Origin of the sequence: Actinoallomurus spadix, from assembly GCF_024055725.1 — a bacterium.
GTDB classification, from domain to species: Bacteria; Actinomycetota; Actinomycetes; order Streptosporangiales; family Streptosporangiaceae; genus Actinoallomurus; species Actinoallomurus spadix.
Genome location: NZ_JAMXMX010000006.1, coordinates 121,173 through 140,326, shown reverse-complemented (window position 1 = coordinate 140,326; position 19,154 = coordinate 121,173). Strand labels below are relative to the sequence as shown.

Genomic DNA, 19,154 nt, shown 5'->3' with positions numbered 1-19,154 from the left:
GGACGACCGGCCGTTCGGACCGCCGGAGCTCCGTCAGTCGACCCGGACACGCGGGTCGAGGAAGGAGTAGCCGATGTCGACGATCAGGTTCGCGACGACCACGAACAGCGCCGTCAGCAGCGTGACGCCCAGGATGACCGGGGTGTCGCCCTTGACGATCGAGTTGTAGACGAGCTGGCCGATGCCCTGCAGACCGAACACCTTCTCGGTGACGATCGTGGACCCGATCAGCGCGCCGATGTCCACGCCGAACTGGGTGACGATCGGCGTGAGCGCCGCCCGCAGGCCGTGGCGGTAGATGACGCGCCGTTCGGACAGGCCCTTGGCCCGGGCCGTACGGATGTAGTCCTCACCGAGGACGTCCATCATCGAGCCGCGGGTGAGCCGCGTGTAGGTGGCCACGATGAGGAACGCCAGCGCGAGCCACGGCAGGATCATCCGCTGCAGGAATAGCGTCGGGTCCTCGAACGGCGAGACGTACTGCCCCGTCTGGAACCAGGTGATGCCGATCTCGTGGATGAACAGGAACGGCAGGAGCAGCGCCATCAGGAACGGCGGGATCGACAGGCCCAGCAGGACGAACCCGGTCGAGGTGCGGTCCAGCAGGCTGCGGGCCTTGGTGGCGCTGAGCACGCCGGTGGTGATGCCGCCGACGAACCACAGGACCGCCGCGCCCAGGACCAGCCAGAGGGTGGCCGGGAGCCGGTCCGCGATGATCGAGGAGACCTTCGCCTGGGTGACGTAGGAGTAGCCGAGGTCACCGGTGAAGGTGTCCTTGAGGAAGCTCCAGTACTGGACGAGGAACGGCCGGTCCAGGCCGAGGTTGTGCCGGATCAGGGCGACCGTCGCGGCGGACGCCCGCGGCCCCGCGATCATCTTCTCGACCGGGGTCGGGGAGATGTGCAGCAGGCAGAAGACGGTCGTCGTCACCAGCCACAGGACGAGGATCCCGAAGAGCAGCCGCCGGATGATGAATCGAAACATCGTCAGGTCCTACTTTCGGGTGATGAGTCGCTCGCTGCGCGGGTCGAACGCGTCGCGGATGCCGTCGCCGAGCAGGTTGAACGCCAGGGTGGTCAGGAGCAGCAGGCCGCCGGGCACGAACAGGAGCCACAGTGAGCTCCGGTAGTCGGCGTCGTTGAGCATGCTCCCCCAGCTGGGCATCGGCGGCTGGATGCCGACCCCGAGGAAGGACAGCGTCGCCTCGAACACGATGGAGGTCGGGACGAGCAGCGAGGAGAGCACCGTGACCGGCGCGACGAGGTTCGGCAGGATGTCGACGAACATGATCCGCATCCGGCCGGCGCCCAGGGACCGGGCCGCCTCGATGAACTCCTTCTCCTTCAGCGAGATGACCTGGCCGCGGACGATGCGGGCCATCGCGGCGAACGAGAAGATCGCGATCACGGTGATGGTCAGCAGCAGGCTGAGCCAGGTGGAGTGCGGGCGGAACGTCGTGGCGATGACGATCGCGACCAGCAGGTACGGGAAGGACAGCACGACGTCCATGAACCGCGCCAGGATGGCGTCCACGGCCCCGCCGATGTAGCCGGCGAGGACGCCGATCACCACGCCGATGAGGGTGGCGAGGACGGTCGCCGCGATCCCGACGAACAGCGAGATCCGCGCGCCGTACGCCGCCCGGACGAGCACGTCGCGGCCCAGCGGGTCGGCGCCGAGCCAGAACTGCTTGCTCGGGCCCTTCGGCAGGCCCCAGGAGTCGCGGGCGATGTCGGGGTACTGCGCGCCGTACGGGTGGCCCGTCCACGAGGCGAGCAGCGGCGCGCCGATCGCGAACAGGATGATCAGGACCAGCACGACGATGGACGCGACCGCCATCTTGTCGTGCATCAGCCGCGACATGGCGAGCCGGAACGGGCTCCGCCCCTGGATCTTCCGGCCGCTCGGTTCGGCGTCGGCCGGAACGGCGTCGGCGGCGAGCTCCGTGAGACTCATTCGGACACCCCCAGAGTGGGCTCGGTGGACTCCTGGGCGATGCCGGCCCGCGCCTGGGTGAGATGCTCACCGAGCTGTACGGGGAAGTGGCACGCGGTCAGATGGTCGGGCAGGTCGCCCTCACGCGGAACCAGGGGCGGCTCCTCGGTGGAGCAGATCGCCTGCGCCTTCGGGCAGCGGGGGTGGAACCGGCACGCGGGCGGGGGGTTGATCGGCGACGGGACGTCACCGGTCAGGATGATCCGCTCGCGCTTCTCCGCCTCGTCCGGGTCGGCGACGGAGGCCGCCGACAGCAGGGCGTTGGTGTACGGGTGGCGGGGCTTGGCGTACAGCTCCTCGGCCTCGGCGTTCTCGGTCACCTTGCCGAGGTACATGACCGCGACCCGGTCGGAGACGTACTCCACCACCGACAGGTCGTGCGCGATGAAGATGTAGGTGAGGCCGAGCTCGTCCTGCAGGTCCTTCAGGAGGTTGATCACCTGGGCCTGGATCGACACGTCCAGCGCGGAGACCGGCTCGTCGCAGACGATCAGCTTCGGCTTGAGCGCGAGGGCACGTGCGACGCCGATGCGCTGCCGCTGACCGCCGGAGAACTCCGCCGGGAACCGGTTGTAGTGCTCGGGGTTGAGGCCCACGAGCTCCATGAGCTCCTGGACGCGCCGCTTGCGCTCGGCGCCGTCCGCGATGCCGTGGATGTCGAAGGGGTCACCGATGATCGACCCGACGCGGCGGCGCGGGTTCAGCGAGCCGTACGGGTCCTGGAAGATCATCTGCACTTCGCGCCGGAACGCCTTGTCCGGCGTGGGGCCGACCTCCTTGCCCTCGAAGAGGATGCGCCCCTTCGTCAGCGGGTGCAGGCCGGTGATGCAGCGGGCCAGCGTCGACTTGCCGCAGCCGCTCTCCCCGACGATGCCGAGGGTCTCGCCGCGGCGTACCTCCAGGTCGACGCCGTCGACCGCGTGGACCCGCGCGACCTCGTGCTTGAAGATGATCCCCTGCTTGATGGGGAAGTGCTTGTAGGCACCTTCGACCTTGACCAGCACGTCCTCACTCATGCGCCCACCTCCGTACGGCCCTCTGCCACGGCACTCTCGCGCAGCTGCTCGGCCTCGGGACCGAGACCGAGCGCGTCCTTCGGCAGCCAGCAGGCGGACCCGTGGCCCGCGGCCACCTCCCGCAACGGTGGCTCGTCGACCCGGCACGTGTCCATGACGTACGGGCAACGAGGATGGAACGAGCATCCCGAAGGCGGGCTGATGAGGCTCGGCGGCTGCCCGGGGATGGGGATCAGCCGGCCGCCGCGGCCGCCGGCGCCGCTCGGGATCGAGCGGAGCAGACCGGCGCTGTACGGGTGGTGGGACCGGTAGTACAGCGACCGCCGGTCGGTCTGCTCGACCGGTTTGCCGGCGTACATCACGAGGACGTCGTCGGCGAGGTCGGCGATGACCCCGAGGTCGTGCGTGATCATGATGAGAGCGGTGTCGAACTCGCGCTGCAGGCGCAGCATGAGGTCCAGGATCTGGGCCTGCACGGTGGCGTCGAGCGCGGTGGTCGGCTCGTCGGCGATGATGAGCTTCGGGTTCAGCGCGAGCGCCATGGCGATCATCGCGCGCTGGCGCATGCCGCCGGAGAACTGGTGGGGGTAGTCGTCCACGCGGCGGTCCGGCTGCGGGATGCCGACCATGCCGAGCAGCTCGACGGCGCGCTTGCGGGCGTCGGCCTTGGAGACGTTCGGCTCGTGCGCGCGGATCATCTCGACGATCTGCCAGCCCACCTTGTACAGCGGGTGCAGGCTGGACAGCGGGTCCTGGAAGATCATGGAGATCTGCGGGCCGCGGATCCGGCGAAGCTGGTCGGGGGTCATCGAGAGCAGGTCCTGGCCTTCGAAGAGGGCCTGGCCGCTGACCTTCGCACCCGGCGTGAGGCCCATGAGGGTCTGGGTGCTGACGCTCTTGCCGGAACCGGATTCGCCGACGATGCCGAGCGTCTTGCCGCGGTCGATGCTGAAGGTCATTCCGCGAACCGCTTGTACGACGCCGTCCGAGGTGTTGAAGGAGACCTTTAGGTCTGTGACCTCGAGAAGGCTCATGTCCTCCCCTTCGAGAACTGAGTTAGGGGTTACGCGCCAGGGCGAGTTCCATCGAAGATTACCCAGGGTGAGTGTGTGATAGGGACATCGTCCCGGCACGATGACGGCCGGGCACGCCTCGTGCGGGGCGCACCCGGCCGTCTCATTGGGGTTCGAGCTACTTCTGGCGGTTCTGGTTACTTCTTGGCCAGCCAGACCAGGCTGTAGTCGTAGGTCTGGAAGGCGGGCAGGAACAGCGTGTCGCGGACCCGCGCCGACTGGTAGGTCGAGAACTTCTGCGTGATCAGCGGAACGATGGCGGCATCGTCCATGACCAGCTTGTTGACCTGCGCCCACGCCGTCTGGGCCTCGGCCTGGGTCTGCGCCTGGTTCGCCTGGTCGATCAGCTTGTTGACCTGGTCGTTGTTGTAACCGCCGTAGTCCGGGGAGTTCGGGCCGTACATGCGGCCGTCGAACAGCGGCTGCAGGCCGGAACGGCCGTTGTTGCCGTACCAGTCCGGGCCCCAGCCCGGAGCGGCGATGTCCCACTTACCGGCCTTGGCGTCCGCCGGCGTGACCAGCGTGGTGCCGTAGAAGTTGCCGTTGGTGTCCGGCGACATCTGGACGGTGATGCCGCACGCCTGCAGGTTCGCCTGGATCGACTGCGCGTTGCGCGGGTGGTTGCTGTTGGTCCGGTACGGGAACTTCAGCGTGAGGCCGTTCGGGTATCCGGCGGCCGAGAGCATCTGCTTGCACTTGGCCGGGTCGCCCGAGTCGTTGTTGGTCGGGTACGGGTTGTAGTTGGCGTCGTAGCCGACGTTGCCCGGGGCGACCGCGGAACGGACCGGCTGGGCCACGTTGACGCCGCCGTAGTTCTTGGCGATCGCGACCTTGTCGATCGCGTACTCGATGGCCTGCCGCACGGCCTTCTTGCCCAGCGCGCCCTTGTTGTTGGGGCTCAGGGTGTTAAAGACGATGTACGGGTTGACGCCCGGGTTGTCCTGCAGGCGGAACCGCTTGTCCTTGGCCTGCGCGAGGCGCGGGATCGCGGAGGTCGGCACCGGCTGGTCCCACGCGAGGTCCGCCGTGCCCTGCTCGAGCTGCTGCTCGACCTGGTCGGGGGAGTCCTGGCCGAGGTCGATCTCGATCCGGTCGACGTACGCCTTGCGGAGCTTGTCCGAGGCGGCGTCCCAGTTCGGGTTGCGCTCCAGGACGAACTTCTTGTCGCTGTACGACGTCATCTGGTACGGACCGTCGGAGACCGTGTGCTGACGGAACTCCGGGCTGTCAGGGATGTAGTTGTCGTACTCCTTCGGCGCGGCCGAGGCGAAGGACATCCCGATGATGTTCAGGAAGTCACCGGCCGGCTGCTTCAGCTTGACGACCAGGGTCTTGTCGTCCTTGGCCGTGTAGCCGGAGACGTCGTGGCCCTCCTGGTAGTCACCCATCGCCTTGGCGGACTTGGCGTCGACCTTGCCGTAGCCCTTGCAGAAGTCGTCCATGCCCTCGATGAGGTCCGTGTAGTACGGCGCGCCGGCGGGGCTCGCCGGGTTGCACGTCCGCTTCAGCCCACGCACGAAGTCGGCGGCCGTGACCGGGCGGGCCGGGTTCGTGTTCCACTTCAGACCGTCACGCAGCTTGATCGTGTAGGTCTTGCCATCCGCGCTGATGCCGCCGTTCTCCTTGGTCGGGAGCTCCGCGGCCGCGTCCGGGTAGTTCGGGATGGTCTCGTTGAAGTTGTTCGAGGCCTTGTTCGTGAAGAGCGTGAGCGCCCAGTTCCGGGAGAAGCCCTGGTTGACCGTGCTGTAGGCGCTCGCAGGGTCGATGTGGTCCGGCACCGACGAACCCGCGATCTTCAGGGTCCCGCCTTTTTGGGGCGTTCCCTCATCGGAGCCGCCGTTCGAACCTCCGCCGCCGCAGGCGGCGAGGGCGACGGCGAGCGTGCCGATGGCGGCCGCTGCCTTCAACCCCGTCTTCTCGACTGACATGAACGCCCTCCATCCGGCCCTAGGGCCGTGTTGCGCTAGTTGTGATGCGTTTGTTCGCAGGCGTGCCGGGTTCTCGACACGTCCCCGTGGGAGAACACCTTTGGGTCCAGGTCGCTGTCCAGCTCAGATCGGTAAAGATTCGGACGAGTTACTTAACTGTGCAGTAGGTGAGACAACCTCGTGATGAGACCCTCACTAGGTGTGATACGGGCATCGCGGCACGTATCGCATTGACCGCCAGTCGGCGTCACCTTCCCGCCTCGATGATCTCTTCCTCTTCTTCGCCAGGAGCGCCCGAACCGGCCCTGGGCGGGGGCCGTCGTCCGCCTGCGGCCCAGCCTCGCACCGGGGACTCCCCGCGGCACACCACCGAGCCGACGTAACAGTATGTGCTTACCGTAACCACGACGAAATCCGGGGTCCGGTCCTGAGCAGGCCAAAAGGCGAGGGGCCCGCGCGCCGTAGGCGCACGGACCCCTCACCTGGAGTGAATCGTTCAGCGCTGGATCAGCGCTCGGCTCAGCGCTCGGCTCAGCGCTCGGCTCAGCGCTCCTGCTCCATGGTCGCGTGAGTCTCCTCACTCGCTTCGCGGGCGGCTCGTACCTCACCGCCCACTCCGCTCGCTCGTCGACTAGCGCTCCACCTCACCGCGGATGAAGGACTCCACGGCCTCGCGGGCCTGGTCGTCGCTGTACTGCACCGGCGGGGACTTCATGAAGTAGGAGCTCGCCGACAGGATCGGGCCGCCGATGCCGCGGTCCTTGGCGATCTTCGCGGCGCGGACCGCGTCGATGATGACGCCGGCGGAGTTCGGGGAGTCCCAGACCTCGAGCTTGTACTCCAGGTTCAGCGGGGTGTCACCGAAGGAACGGCCCTCCAGGCGGACGTAGGCCCACTTGCGGTCGTCGAGCCACGGCACGTGGTCGGACGGGCCGATGTGCACGTCGGCCTTGGCCATCTCGTGCGGGATCTGCGAGGTGACCGACTGCGTCTTGGAGATCTTCTTCGACTGGAGGCGCTTGCGCTCCAGCATGTTCATGAAGTCCATGTTGCCGCCGAAGTTGAGCTGGTACGTGCGCAGCAGCTCGACCCCGCGGTCCTCGAACAGCTTGGCCATCACGCGGTGGGTGATGGTGGCGCCGACCTGGGACTTGATGTCGTCACCGACGATCGGGACACCGGCGTCGGTGAACTTCTGCGCCCACTCCGGGTCGCTGGCGATGAAGACCGGCAGCGCGTTCACGAAGGCCACACCGGCGTCGATGGCGCACTGGGCGTAGAAGCGGTCCGCTTCTTCCGAGCCCACCGGCAGGTAGGAGACGAGAACGTCGGCCTGAGTGTCCTTGAGCACCTGGACCACGTCGACCGGCTGGTCGTCCGACTCCTCGATGATCTCGCGGTAGTACTCGCCGAGACCGTCGAAGGTGTGGCCGCGCTGCACGGTGACGCCGGACGGCGGCACGTCGCAGATCTTGATGGTGTTGTTCTCACTGGCGACGATCGCCTCGGACAGGTCGCGGCCGACCTTCTTGGCGTCGACGTCGAAGGCGGCGACGAACTCAAGGTCACCGACGTGGTAGTCGCCGAACTGAACGTGCATCAGACCAGGGACACGAGTCTCAGGCGAGGCGTCCTTGTAGTACTCGACTCCCTGGACGAGCGAGCTCGCGCAGTTGCCGACTCCGACGATGGCCACGCGCACTGAACCCATCCGGATGCTCCTTTGCTCTCTGGTGCGGGGGACGCCTTGCGCCCTCAGCCGTTCTTCTCATCTGCTTGTTGTGCGCGTTCGCGGCCGATGAGCTCGTTGAGCCACCGGACCTCGCGCTCGACCGACTCCAACCCGTGCTGCTGGAGTTCGAGCGTGTAGTTGTCGACACGCTCGCGCGTGCGGGCCAGGGCGGCGCGCACGCTCTCCAGCCGCTCCTCGAGCCGGCTGCGCCGGCCTTCGAGGATCCGCAGCCGTACGTCGGCTCGGGTCTGGGCGAAGAAGGCGAAATGCACTCCGAACCCCTCGTCCTCCCAGGACGCGGGACCGGCTTCGGAGAGGAGCTCCTGGAGGCGCTCCTTCCCGTCGGCCGTGAGCTTGTAGACGATTTTCGAGCGCCGGGTGCCCGCCGGGCGTGCCGGGACGGGCTCCTGGTCGTCCTCCGCGATCAGCCCCTGCTCGAGCAGGTCCTTCAGGCAGGGGTAGAGCGATCCGTAGGAGAACGCGCGGAACATGCCGAGCAGGGTGTTCAGCCGCTTGCGCAGCTCGTACCCGTGCATGGGGGCCTCGTGGAGCAGCCCGAGCACGGCGAGCTCCAGCACGCCGGCCTTGCTTCTCATGGCCCCCTCCTCTCGACCGCTCGACTCGATGTATCGCTCGAATGTATCGACTCGATACATCAGGAAGATACGGTCCCCCTCCCCTCATGGCAAGCCGGGGTGTGAACGGACCGTGAAATGACGGCCGTGTTCAGGAAGGGCGCACGGAGGGTGCCTGGAATGTCACGAATTGGGGATTGCGGGTCGTCGTAGTCTGCAGACATGTGGTCCCAGCGACTGGTCGTCGACTACGGGCTCGCCCGGCGGGCCACGCTGGCCGAGCTGTCATCCGGCGGCCTGACCGTCGCGGACGCCTGCGACGCGCACCCCTACCTCCTGCGAGCCGCGAAGTATCATGGCGAACCCACCGATCGACCCTGCCCCGTATGCCGGAAGGAACGGCTCACGCATGTCACGTACGTGTACGGCGACGAACTGGGCCGGTACGCCGGACGGGTCAAGGCGACGGAGGAGCTCCAGGAGATGGCCCGGGAATTCGGTGAATTCCGGGTCTATGTGGTTGAAGTGTGTCAAGGTTGTTCCTGGAACTACTTGACGCAGTCCTACGTCCTTGGCTATGGAGAAACAACTCCTGACCAGGGCCGTAGCGTCCGAGAGTAGCCGCGCGAAGGCACGGTGTCCCCGGCAGGCGGTCCCCGCTCACTTGCCTACACAGTACTGTCGGACGGATTGAAAAGCCGTACCCGAGTGAACGAGGTCGCGTGAGTTACAGCAGCGATTACGGGCCAGAGTACGGTCGATCGGGGTCTGCCGGACCTGCCCCGACCCGGCCGCAGCCGCAGGTCGACGGGTCTCACCTCCCTGCGCTCCCCAGCCGGCCCCACCCTGGTGGCCCCGGCGGCCCCGGTCGTCCGGGCGGCCCCGGAGGCCCCGGCGGTTCCGGAGGCTCAGGTGGCGGCGGCGGCCCGGGTCGCCGGCGCCCCGGCGACGGCGACGGCACGCGGCGCGGCTCCGGCAAGAAGAAGGCGAAGCGCGCGGGCTGGCGCCGCCTCCTGTCGTGGAAGCTGTGGCTCGCCGTCTTCGGGATCGGCACGCTCGCGAGCATCTGCGGGGTCGGCGTCGCCTACGCGATGGTGAAGGTGCCCGCGGCGCCCAACGCGGACGTCATGAAGCAGGGCACCACCGTCTACTACCGCGACGGCAGCCGGATGGTGCAGATCGGCAGCTCCCGGGTCATCAAGCCGCTCAACGAGATCAGCCCGAACATGCAGTGGGCCGCGATCGCGATCGAAGACCACAACTTCTACAACGAGGCGGCGATCTCGCCGAAGTCGATCGGGCGCGCGGTCTACAACAACCTCACGGGCGGCAGCACCGAGGGTGGCTCGACGATCACCCAGCAGTACGTCAAGAACGCCTACCTGACCCAGCAGCGGACGTTCAGCCGTAAGTTCAAAGAGATCTTCATCGCGATCAAGGTCGGCCAGCAGGAGGACAAGAAGACCATCCTGCAGCACTACCTCAACACGATCTACTTCGGCTACGGCGCGAACGGCGTCGAGGCCGCCGCGCAGACGTACTTCGGTCCGAAGGTGCACGCCGGCAACCTCACCGTCCCGCAGGCGGCGGTGCTCGCGGCCAACATCAAGCAGCCGCAGTACTACGACCCGCGGAGCACGGGCCAGCGGCACGTCGACGCGGTGAACCGCTACAACCTCGTCCTCGACCAGATGCGCAAGATGGGCAAGCTGTCCGAGGCGGACTACGCCAGGTTCAAGGACCACCCGCCCAAGACGATGAAGCAGAAGGACAGCGAGCTGTACCGCGGGCAGCAGGGCTACATGATCCAGCGGGTCAAGAACGCCCTGCACGGCATGGGTTTCAAAGACGAGGACATCGACAACGGTGGTCTGCAGGTCTACACGACCTGGGACAAGAACCTCCTGCAGCAGGCGAAGGAGACGGTCGAGGCCGACCTGCGCGCCCATCGCATGCCGAAGGACACCAACGTCGGCCTGGTCACCATCAACCCGCTCAACGGGGAGATCCTCGCCGCCTACGGCGGTCGTGACTACCTGAAGCGCGCGGTGGACGACGTCTTCTACTCCACGGCGCAGGTGGGATCGTCGATCAAGCCGTTCGTCCTCGCCGCCGCCGAGAAAGAGGGCATCGGGCTGAAGAGCACGATGGACGCGACGGCTCCGGCCTACATCAACACGGACGGCGACCGGGTGTCCCCGAGCGATCCGAGCGGCCACAAGTTCACCAATGACGAGGGCAACCCCCGCCAGCCCGTCGTCAACATGGTCACCAGCCTCGCGCAGTCGTACAACACAATCTTCGTGCCGCTGGGCTACAAGGCCGGGACCTCCAACGTGGTGAAGCTCGAGAAGGACGCCGGTCTTCCGGAGGAGGCCCTCAAGCGCGGTAACCCCGGTGAGGGTGGTTTCTTCCTGGGCCAGTCGGACATGCGCCCGCTCGACCTGATCACCGGATACGCCACGATCGCCAACGACGGGGAGTACGTCACCCCGCACAGCATCCGGAAGGTCATCGACAAGGACCACAAGGTGCACGAGCCCAAGAGCGTCACCGCCCGGCATGCCTTCAACGCGCAGATCGCGCATGACGTGCAGTACGCCATGCAGCAGGTCGTCCGGAGCGGTACCGCGCGGCGAGCCCAACTGGGGAACCACGAGGTGGCGGGCAAGACCGGAACGACCAGTGAGAACAAGGCCGTCTGGTTCTCCGGTTTCACGCCCAAGGTCACCGGTGCCAAGGACCTGCAGTACGTCACGACGGTCGGCATCTGGCGGTTCCACGCGGCGAAGAAACACCAGAAGGCGGAGTACCTGCCGCTGCAGAACATCGGTGACTACACCCACATCAACGGTGGTGACCTGCCCGCGCAGATGTGGCACGACTACATGACCAAGGCGCTGGAGGGCAAGACGACCGAGCAGTTCCCGCCGCCCGCGTACTACGCCCCGCCCAAGGCGTTCGCGACGCCGAGCTCGACGCCCACGACGTCGTCGCCGACGCCGACGCCGCCGTGTCAGGAGGGCCAGATTCCGGCGCGTGACCACTGCAAGGCGCCCAAGACGCCAAACCCGGGCCACAGCGGAATCTGCGACCGGAGGCCGGATCTCCCGCAGTGCCAGAACAACGGGTCGCACAGCCCGGACCCGACCCACACCTGCAGGGCGCCGTGGGACGTGAACTGCACGCCTTCCTCGACGGGGCCGGCCAAGCCGCCCGGCAACGGGAACGGCGGCGCGGGCACGAACGCACAGGATCAGGCCGCACGGCCGCTGAAGGAATAGCCTGCTGGCATGCCGGAGTCACAGTTGGTCGATGGGGCCGGGGGAGCGGCGAACTCCCCCGGCCCCGCCGGTGTCCGTACGGGCCTCCGGCAGGTGCTGCCGATGCTCGTGTCCACGACCGCGGTCGTCTCGGTCCTGGGCTACCTGGAGAAGGTCCCGTGCAAGCGGGCGGGCTTCGACTTCATCCCGACGGTGCGCAACGCCTGCTACACCGACATCTACCCGCTGTACTTCGGCCGGGGCCTGGCCGACGGCAAGGTCCCGTACCTCGACAAGATCCCCGAGCCGGTGGAGTACCCGGTGCTCACCGGCGGCCTCATGCAGGTCGCCGCGACGGCGGCGCGCTGGTTCGGCGGTGACGACGCCGTCTCGCGCGGCATGTGGTTCTTCAACCTGACCGCGGTGGTCCTCGTACTGTGCGCGGCGGTCACCGTGCTGGCGACGGCGCTGGTCGCCGGCGGGCAGAACCGCCGGGTCGGGCTGATGGTCGCCGCGTCGCCCGCGCTGCTCCTCACCGCGTACATCAACTGGGACCTGCTCGCCGTGGCCCTGGCCGCGCTGGCGCTCGCCGCCTGGGCGCGCCGCCGCCCCGGCGTCGCGGGCGTCCTGCTCGGCCTCGCCGTCGCGGCGAAGTTCTATCCCCTCGTCCTCCTCGGGCCGCTGTTCCTGCTGTGCCTGCGCGCGGGCCGGTGGCGGGAGTTCGGCCGGCTGCTGGCCGGCACCGTCGTCGCCTGGCTCGTCGTCAACCTGCCGATCATGGCGGTGGCCTGGGACAGCTGGAGCCGGTTCTACACGTTCAACCAGGAGCGCCCCGTCGACTGGGGCTCGATCTTCTTCCTGGCCGAGCGCAAGGGCCTGTCGTCCGTCGACAAGGTGCCGACCCTGAACCTCATGGGCGAGGCCGGATTCGTGATCCTCGCCCTGGGCATCGCGCTGCTCGTGCTGCTGGCCCCGCGCCGGCCGCGGCTGCCCCAGGTGATGTTCCTGACGCTCGCGGCCTTCCTGCTGACCAACAAGGTCTGGTCGCCGCAGTACGTCCTGTGGCTGCTGCCGCTGGCGGCGCTGGCCCGGCCCAAGCTCCCCGCCTTCCTGCTGTGGCAGGCCGGAGAGATCGTCTACTTCTTCGGCATCTGGTGGTACCTCATGGCCGGGGCCAAGCAGAATCCCGGCGTGGGCCTGTCGGCCACCCTGTCCGCGGTCTTCGCGGGGCACGCCCCCGCCGCCGGCATCGACGACGGCGTGTACTTCATCGCCCTGCTGGCCCGCTTCCTGACGGTGCTGCTGCTGGCCGTCCTCATCGTGGTCGACATCCTGGTGCCCCGCCTCGACACCGTACGGGCCGGCGGCGCCGACGATCCGGCCGGTGGGGTCCTCGACGACGCCGAGGACCGCTTCGTCCTGCTGCGCCGCCGCGCGCCGCGGCCCGCCTGAGCCCATGGCCGCGGAGGACCGCTCGGACGGCGTCGGCGCGGAGCGGCTCCGCCCCGGCGACCGGCTCGCGCTGCGCGCCTGGTTCGGCACCCGGGCGGCGGTGGTGGGGATCTCGCTCCTCGCCTCGGCGCTGTGGTCCCACGGTGACCTGCACGACTCCTTCCTCGGCCGGTGGACCCAGTGGGACGTCGACCACTTCGTGGAGATCGCCCGCTACGGCTACGGGGGAGACCCCGCGCATCCGCCGGACCCGGGGCTGCCCGCGTTCTTCCCCGGACTGCCCCTCGCGCTCCGGATCCTCCATCCGCTGATCCCGAACTGGCAGTTGTCGGCGCTGCTGGTCAGCCTCGTGGCCGGCGCGGGGGCGGTGGTCGCGCTGGCCCGGCTCGCCGAGCACCCCGCGGAGGGAGGCACGGCGCCCGGCGCGCACGCCGCCCGCCCGGGGCTCGGCGCGCACGGCAGCGCCGGCTCGGCAGGACCGCGCGCGGTGTTCGCACTGCTCCTCAGCCCGTACGCCGTGTTCCTGTTCGCCGGCTACTCCGAGACCCTGTTCCTGGCGTTCGCGCTGCCCGCCTGGCTGCTGGCCCGGCAGCGACGGTGGCCGGCCGCCGTCCTGTGCGCCGCGGGCGCGTCCTGCGTACGGGTCACCGGTCTGTTCCTGGCCGCCGCGCTGATCGTCGAGTTCCTGACGGCGGACCGGCGATGGCGGTCGGCGCCGTGGCTGGCCGTGCCGTTCCTCCCCGTGCTGGGCTACACCGTGTACCAGTGGCGGCGCACCGGCGACTGGTCCGCGTGGCAGCACGCGCAGGAGGCGGGCTGGGGCCGCTCGATGGTGTGGCCGTGGACGTCCTTCCAGACGACGTGGCACGCGGCCTTCGGCTCGCACGACCAGTTCACGACGGCCTTCCGCGTCGAGCTGATCGCGGCGGCCGTGGGCGTCGCGCTGACCGTCTGGCTGCTGTGGCGGCGGCAGTGGGCGGAGACCGTGTACGTCGGGCTGCCGCTGATCTCGCTGCTGACCTCGGCGTACTACCTGTCGATCGGCCGGGCGACGCTGCTGTGGTGGCCGTTGTGGCTGGCGATCGGCCGGAGCCGGCGGCCCGCGTACCTCTTCTTGATCGCCCTCTTCGTGCCGCTGATGACGGCCGAGGTGGTGACGTACAACTCCGGAGGATGGGCCGGCTGACCCGAACGGGTGTAGGCGGGATCCTCGACGGTAGGAAGCGAGCGACGGACCGCCCGACGCGCGAACGAGGGTGACGAATGATCGCGGAGATTCTGACCGGACACCGGCCACCGGGCGTGTACACCTGGCCCGTCGGGCGGAAGGAGGCCGTCCGTGGCGCCGCCGAGGCCGAGCGCCGCGGTCGCCGCGTCTTCTGGATCGACGTCCAAGACGTGCGCGACAAGCGGGCGCTGCTCGCGCGCTGCGCCGACGAGTTCGTCCTGCCGTCGTACTTCGGGCACAACTGGGACGCGCTCCAGGACGCCCTCCGTGACCTGTCCTGGGTTCCGGCGAACTGCGGCTACCTGGTGTTGTACGACCACTGGCGGGAACTGGCCGACGCCGATCCGGCGGTCCACCGGACGCTGCTGGACGTCTTCACCGCGGCCGTCGAGCACTGGCGGGACACCACGACGCCGCTGTCCGTCCTCATCCTCGTGACGGAGGAGGATCGGGAGCACGGACCCGTGGGGCTCCCGGACGCCCTCCCGGACGAGTGAGCCGCGTCCCGTTTTCCACAGGCTGTGGACGGCCGGGGGGGTCAACCCGCCGGAAACCAGGGCCCACCCCGGCGTGAGTTCCCCACAGCCTGTGGATAACTCGGGGGTTCAGAGGTGCTCGCGGAGCCAGGCGATGTCGGCGGCCTGACCATCACCGGGCGTCTCCACGATCACCGGGGCGCCGGCCGCGCGGACGACCGCCAGGATCAGCTCCGGATCGATACGGCCGTCCCCGAGGTTGGCGTGCCGGTCGGCGCCGGAGCCGAACGCGTCGCGGCTGTCGTTGCAGTGCACCAGGTCGATCCGGCCGGTGATGGCCTTGATCCGCTCGACCACGTCGACGAGGTCCTCGCCCGCCGCGTGCGCGTGACAGGTGTCCAGGCAGAACCCCACGTCGAAGCCGTCGAGGGCCTCCCACAGCCGGGCGATCCGGTCCAGCCTGCGGGCCATGGCGTTGTCGCCGCCCGCGGTGTTCTCGATGAGGACGGGGACGGGGTGGTCCTCCATGCGCTCGAACACCTTGCGCCAGTTGTCGAAGCCCGTCTGCGGATCGTCGTTCTTCAGCACGTGCCCGCCGTGCACGATCAGACCCTTGGCCCCGATCTTCGCGGCGCCCTCGAGCTGCTGGGTGAGGATCTTGCGGCTCGGGATGCGGATGCGGTTGTTGGACGTCGCGACGTTCACGATGTACGGCGCGTGGATGTACACGTCGACGTCGGAGTCGCGGATCGCCTCGTGGTCCTCGGGCAGCACGGGCGCCTTCCAGCCCTGCGGGTCGCCGAGGAAGAACTGGACCGCCTCGGCCTTCTTCGCCGCCGCGGCGGCGAGCGGGTCCGTGCGGTCGACGTGAGCTCCGATTCGCAGCATGCGACGAGCCTACGCGCGCGGTCGGACGGCCCTGGACCGTTCGGACGACCCTAGACCGTGAAGCCGCCGTGCGACAGTCCCAGGCCGAGCCCGACGAAGGCCATGCCGATGCCCAGGATGTTCAGCCAGCGCTCGGCGGTGGTCGCGGAGACCAACTGGGAGTACAGGCCGAAGAGGAACGTCGCGATGCCCAGGATCGCGGCGATGAGGTGCGTCGCGTGGATGGTCCCGAGGATGAAGGTCGCGAGGCCGGCGGCCACGGTGACGAGGGCGAGGGAGTTCTCCAGGGGATGCGTCTGCCGTGCCCTGAGGCGGCGTGGGATGGCGAGCGGTGACATGACGATCGGTCACCTCCTCCGAGGGACGGTTCTCTCTCCGAGTGTTCCCCGCCGCGGTGCTGGTCAAAGGCGTCGCCGGGGTGTCCGGGGTGACGAGCGTTCTGTCGGTCCCAGGCGGTAGTGTCGAACGTGGTTTCGAACGGAGGACGCCATGACGATGATCACTCGTGACCTGGCCGGCATCGACGACGCCGAGTTGATCGAGGAGTTGTCCATGCTGACGACCCAGACGGCCCGCATGCGGTCGCGGATGGCCGACATCATGTCCGAGCTCGACCGCCGCCGGGGCCGCTGAAGTCCCGCTTCCGGCCGATTGAGCTGCCGGTTGTTGATAGCCTTTGTCGGTCCCGCGCATCCGAGGCGCGGGGCGACGCAAGAGCCCTCCTGTCACGGAGAGACCGTGACCGCACCAGTCCAAAGGAGGTTGGGACCAGCATGCGTCGTTACGAAGTCATGGTCATCCTCGACCCGAACACCGAGGAGCGCACGGTCCAGCCGTCGCTCGACCAGTTCCTCACCGTGGTGAAGGACGGCGGTGGCAGCGTGGAGAAGGTCGACGTCTGGGGCCGCCGGCGCCTGTCGTACGACATCGCCAAGAAGTCCGAAGGCATCTACGCGATCATCGACCTGACGGCAGAGCCCGCCACGGTCAAAGAGCTCGACCGGCAGCTGAACCTGCAGGAGTCCGTCCTGCGCACCAAGGTCATGCGCCCCGAGGCCCACTGACCGTTCCCCGGTCAGCCCCACGACACGTACCGATCTGTAACCGGAGAGCCGCATGGCAGCAGGCGACACCCAGATCACGATCGTCGGCAACCTGGTCGCCGACCCCGAACTGCGCTTCACCCCGAACGGGCAGCCGGTCGCGACCTTCCGCGTGGCCTCCACCCCTCGCTTCCGGGACCAGCAGTCCGGTGAGTGGAAGGACGGCGAGAGCCTCTTTCTCACCTGCAACGTCTGGCGGCAGGCGGCCGAGAACGTCGCCGAGAGCCTCCAGCGCGGCATGCGGGTCATCGTCCAGGGCCGCCTGAAGCAGCGGTCGTACGAGACCCGCGAGGGTGAGAAGCGCACCGTCTTCGAGCTCGAGGCCGACGAGGTCGGCCCGTCGCTGCGGAACGCCACCGCCAAGGTGAACAAGTCCCAGCGCTCGGGCGGCGGAGGCGGCTTCGGCGGCGGTGGAGGCGGCGGCTTCGGCGGCGGCGGTGGCCAGGGCGGCTACGGCGGCGGCCAGGGCGGCAACTTCGGTGGCGGTCAGGGCGGATCGGGCGGCGGCGGCTTCGGCGGAGGCGGCAACGCGCCGGCCGACGACCCCTGGGCGACCGGGGGCGGCGGCTTCTCCGACGACCCGCCGTTCTAGGCCCGTACGGGCATCACTGATCATCCGACCGACCATTCCCGCGTGAGCGGGGCTCTCTTCTAAGGAGCACCACGATGGCGAAACCGGCACCTCGCAAGCCGAAGAAGAAGGTTTGCCTGTTCTGCCAGGAGAAGCTCTCCTACGTCGACTACAAGGACACGGCGCTGCTGCGCAAGTTCATCTCCGACCGCGGCAAGATTCGCGCGCGCCGGGTGACGGGTAACTGCACCCAGCACCAGCGTGACGTCGCCACCGCGATCAAGAACGCCCGCGAGATGGCGCTGCTGCCGTACACCAGCACGGCTCGCTGAGAAAGGAGTCACTCTTCATGAAGCTCATCCTGACTCAGCAGGTCGCCGGTCTCGGCGCCCCGGGCGAGGTCGTCGAGGTCAAGGACGGCTACGGCCGCAACTACCTGATCCCGCGCGGCTTCGCGATCCAGTGGACGCGCGGCGCGGAGAAGCAGATCGACTCGATCCGCAAGGCCCGCGCGGCCCGCGAGATCGCCAGCGTCGAGCAGGCCGAGGCGATCAGCAAGGACCTGCAGAAGCTCAAGGTCCGGCTGCGGACGCGCGCCGGTGACAGCGGCCGGCTGTTCGGTGCGGTCACCCCGGCCGACATCGCCGGCGCCGTGAAGGCGTCCGGCGGTCCGGAGCTCGACAAGCGCCGCATTGAGGTGAAGAACCCGATCAAGACGGTCGGTTCTCACGAGGTCGCGGTCCGCCTCCACCCCGAGGTGAGCGCCAAGATCTCGCTCGAGGTCCTCGCCGGCTGACCCGAGTTCAGCGCACGTGAGAGGCCGGGCCCCCGCGGGGCCCGGCCTTTTCGCGTTCCCGGGCGCGGGCGCGGGAACCTGGCATTTTCGCGTTCCCGGGCGAGCTACGTGAAACGCCCGATCCGGCCTCCTCGCTTTCCGCGTCGCGATCACTACGCTAAGCGATCAGTCGTCCACGGGGGGTGGCCGCGATCGTGCGTGAGGGGACGCTGCGCCGGGATGTGCTGCGGGGGATGCTGGGCGTCGTGGCCGCCGATGTCATGATGGCCGGCGGAATGATGTGGGCGAACGCCGACGCGATGCCGAGGATCTACACGCGCCGGGAATGGGGCGCGGTGCCGTCGAGACGGCCACCGCGGGTGCTCGACCGTCCACCGGACCACATCATCGTGCACCACACCGCCACACCCAACGTGTCCGACCTGTCCCGCCGGCACGCGTTCTCGCTGTCGCGGGCGATCCAGCGCGACCACATGAGGAACCAGGGCTGGGATGACATCGGGGAACAGTTGACGATCAGTCGTGGTGGCCATGTCATGGAGGGCCGGGCGGGCTCCCTGCCGGCGATCCGGCAGGGCCGGCTCGTCGTCGGCGCCCAGTCGCTGCGCCACAACGACCACACGATCGGCATCGAGAACGAGGGCACGTACCTCGAGGATGACGTGCCCGGCAGGTTGTGGGACTCCCTGGTCGACGTCTGCGCGTGGCTGTGCGCGGCCTACCGGCTCGACCCGGCCGTGGCGATCGTCGGTCACCGCGACTACAACGACACCGACTGTCCGGGTGACGTGCTCTACCGGCGGCTGCCGCGCCTGCGGACGGAGGTGGAACGGGTTCTGGAGGACGCGCACCACGGCGGTCCGCCTCCCGGGCGTGACCCGCACCCGCCTCCCGGGGGAGGCCCGCACCTGCCTCCCGGGCTCGACGATGACCCGCCGTCCGACGAGCGCCGCCGCCTCACGTCGCACCGCCACCGCCGGCTGCGTGGCCATGGGAGGTGACCGGGCCGCCAGGTCTTCGTGTGGTGGGCGCCGCGGTGGCGGCGTCCACCACACGGA

The 19,154-nt window shown here is 68.6% G+C and carries 20 protein-coding genes; 11 read left to right on the top strand and 9 right to left on the bottom strand.

Translation table 11 applies throughout. The features are described 5' to 3' along the window. Positions 1-33: 33 nt before the first annotated feature. The 7 genes from NE235_RS10400 to NE235_RS10370 all read right to left on the bottom strand — a co-directional run bounded on the left by NE235_RS10400 (position 34) and on the right by NE235_RS10370 (position 8,340). On the bottom strand, positions 34-984 hold the full coding sequence (locus tag NE235_RS10400; protein ID WP_252801191.1) for an ABC transporter permease: 951 nt from the start codon (positions 982-984) through the stop codon (positions 34-36). Positions 985-993: 9 nt separating this feature from the next. After that, complete coding sequence (locus tag NE235_RS10395; RefSeq protein ID WP_252801189.1) at positions 994-1,956, bottom strand: ABC transporter permease; 963 nt, start codon at positions 1,954-1,956, stop codon at positions 994-996. Then, positions 1,953-3,011, bottom strand: a complete 1,059-nt coding sequence (locus NE235_RS10390; protein ID WP_252801187.1) for an ABC transporter ATP-binding protein — start codon at positions 3,009-3,011, stop codon at positions 1,953-1,955. The genes NE235_RS10395 and NE235_RS10390 overlap by 4 nt, the downstream gene beginning before the upstream one ends. After that, positions 3,008-4,045 carry an ABC transporter ATP-binding protein gene (locus NE235_RS10385; protein ID WP_252801184.1) on the bottom strand — a complete coding sequence of 346 codons (1,038 nt, stop codon included), beginning with the start codon at positions 4,043-4,045 and terminating at the stop codon, positions 3,008-3,010. The genes NE235_RS10390 and NE235_RS10385 overlap by 4 nt, the downstream gene beginning before the upstream one ends. 176 nt (positions 4,046-4,221) lie before the next feature. Further along, on the bottom strand, positions 4,222-6,012 hold the full coding sequence (locus tag NE235_RS10380) for an ABC transporter substrate-binding protein (protein WP_252801182.1): 1,791 nt from the start codon (positions 6,010-6,012) through the stop codon (positions 4,222-4,224). A gap of 631 nt (positions 6,013-6,643) precedes the next feature. Further along, the gene (locus NE235_RS10375) at positions 6,644-7,723 is read right to left on the bottom strand and encodes an inositol-3-phosphate synthase (RefSeq protein WP_252801180.1); all 1,080 of its coding nucleotides are present in this window, start codon (positions 7,721-7,723) and stop codon (positions 6,644-6,646) included. A gap of 44 nt (positions 7,724-7,767) precedes the next feature. Continuing rightward, complete coding sequence (locus NE235_RS10370; protein WP_252801178.1) at positions 7,768-8,340, bottom strand: PadR family transcriptional regulator; 573 nt, start codon at positions 8,338-8,340, stop codon at positions 7,768-7,770. A 201-nt stretch (positions 8,341-8,541) separates the two neighbouring features. Here NE235_RS10370 and NE235_RS10365 point away from each other — a divergent pair, with 201 nt between their 5' ends. From NE235_RS10365 to NE235_RS10345, 5 genes are all read left to right on the top strand, one after another. After that, entirely contained in the window at positions 8,542-8,940 is a 399-nt protein-coding gene (locus tag NE235_RS10365; protein WP_252801176.1) for a DUF5318 family protein, read from the top strand. 101 nt (positions 8,941-9,041) lie between these two features. Continuing rightward, positions 9,042-11,603, top strand: a complete 2,562-nt coding sequence (locus NE235_RS10360; RefSeq protein WP_252801175.1) for a transglycosylase domain-containing protein — start codon at positions 9,042-9,044, stop codon at positions 11,601-11,603. Between the two features lie 9 nt (positions 11,604-11,612). After that, a complete protein-coding gene (locus tag NE235_RS10355; RefSeq protein WP_252801173.1) occupies positions 11,613-13,034 on the top strand; it encodes a glycosyltransferase family 87 protein in 1,422 nt (473 codons plus the stop codon). A gap of 4 nt (positions 13,035-13,038) precedes the next feature. Beyond that, complete coding sequence (locus NE235_RS10350) at positions 13,039-14,220, top strand: glycosyltransferase family protein (RefSeq protein ID WP_252801171.1); 1,182 nt, start codon at positions 13,039-13,041, stop codon at positions 14,218-14,220. A gap of 77 nt (positions 14,221-14,297) precedes the next feature. Further along, a complete protein-coding gene (locus tag NE235_RS10345; protein WP_252801170.1) occupies positions 14,298-14,759 on the top strand; it encodes a barstar family protein in 462 nt (153 codons plus the stop codon). Between the two features lie 108 nt (positions 14,760-14,867). On the opposite strand, the gene NE235_RS10340 is transcribed toward NE235_RS10345, so the two are convergent. Together NE235_RS10340 and NE235_RS10335 are read right to left on the bottom strand one after the other, a co-directional pair. Further along, complete coding sequence (locus NE235_RS10340) at positions 14,868-15,626, bottom strand: deoxyribonuclease IV (RefSeq protein ID WP_252801168.1); 759 nt, start codon at positions 15,624-15,626, stop codon at positions 14,868-14,870. 50 nt (positions 15,627-15,676) lie between these two features. Further along, entirely contained in the window at positions 15,677-15,964 is a 288-nt protein-coding gene (locus NE235_RS10335) for a hypothetical protein (RefSeq protein WP_252801166.1), read from the bottom strand. A gap of 151 nt (positions 15,965-16,115) precedes the next feature. On the opposite strand from NE235_RS10335, the gene NE235_RS10330 reads away from it, so the two are divergent. The 6 genes from NE235_RS10330 (at position 16,116) to NE235_RS10305 (ending at position 19,097) form a co-directional block, all read left to right on the top strand. Then, positions 16,116-16,259, top strand: coding sequence for a hypothetical protein (locus NE235_RS10330; RefSeq protein ID WP_252781268.1), 144 nt, complete (start codon positions 16,116-16,118; stop codon positions 16,257-16,259). A 140-nt stretch (positions 16,260-16,399) separates the two neighbouring features. Next, on the top strand, positions 16,400-16,690 hold the full coding sequence (rpsF, locus tag NE235_RS10325) for a 30S ribosomal protein S6 (RefSeq protein ID WP_252801164.1): 291 nt from the start codon (positions 16,400-16,402) through the stop codon (positions 16,688-16,690). A 52-nt stretch (positions 16,691-16,742) separates the two neighbouring features. Beyond that, on the top strand, positions 16,743-17,321 hold the full coding sequence (locus NE235_RS10320; protein ID WP_252801162.1) for a single-stranded DNA-binding protein: 579 nt from the start codon (positions 16,743-16,745) through the stop codon (positions 17,319-17,321). Positions 17,322-17,395: 74 nt separating this feature from the next. After that, the gene (rpsR, locus tag NE235_RS10315) at positions 17,396-17,632 is read left to right on the top strand and encodes a 30S ribosomal protein S18 (protein ID WP_252781265.1); all 237 of its coding nucleotides are present in this window, start codon (positions 17,396-17,398) and stop codon (positions 17,630-17,632) included. 17 nt (positions 17,633-17,649) lie between these two features. Continuing rightward, positions 17,650-18,096 carry a 50S ribosomal protein L9 gene (gene rplI / locus NE235_RS10310; RefSeq protein WP_252801160.1) on the top strand — a complete coding sequence of 149 codons (447 nt, stop codon included), beginning with the start codon at positions 17,650-17,652 and terminating at the stop codon, positions 18,094-18,096. Positions 18,097-18,290: 194 nt separating this feature from the next. Then, entirely contained in the window at positions 18,291-19,097 is an 807-nt protein-coding gene (locus NE235_RS10305) for a peptidoglycan recognition protein family protein (RefSeq protein WP_308206051.1), read from the top strand. The last annotated feature ends 57 nt before the right edge of the window (positions 19,098-19,154 follow it).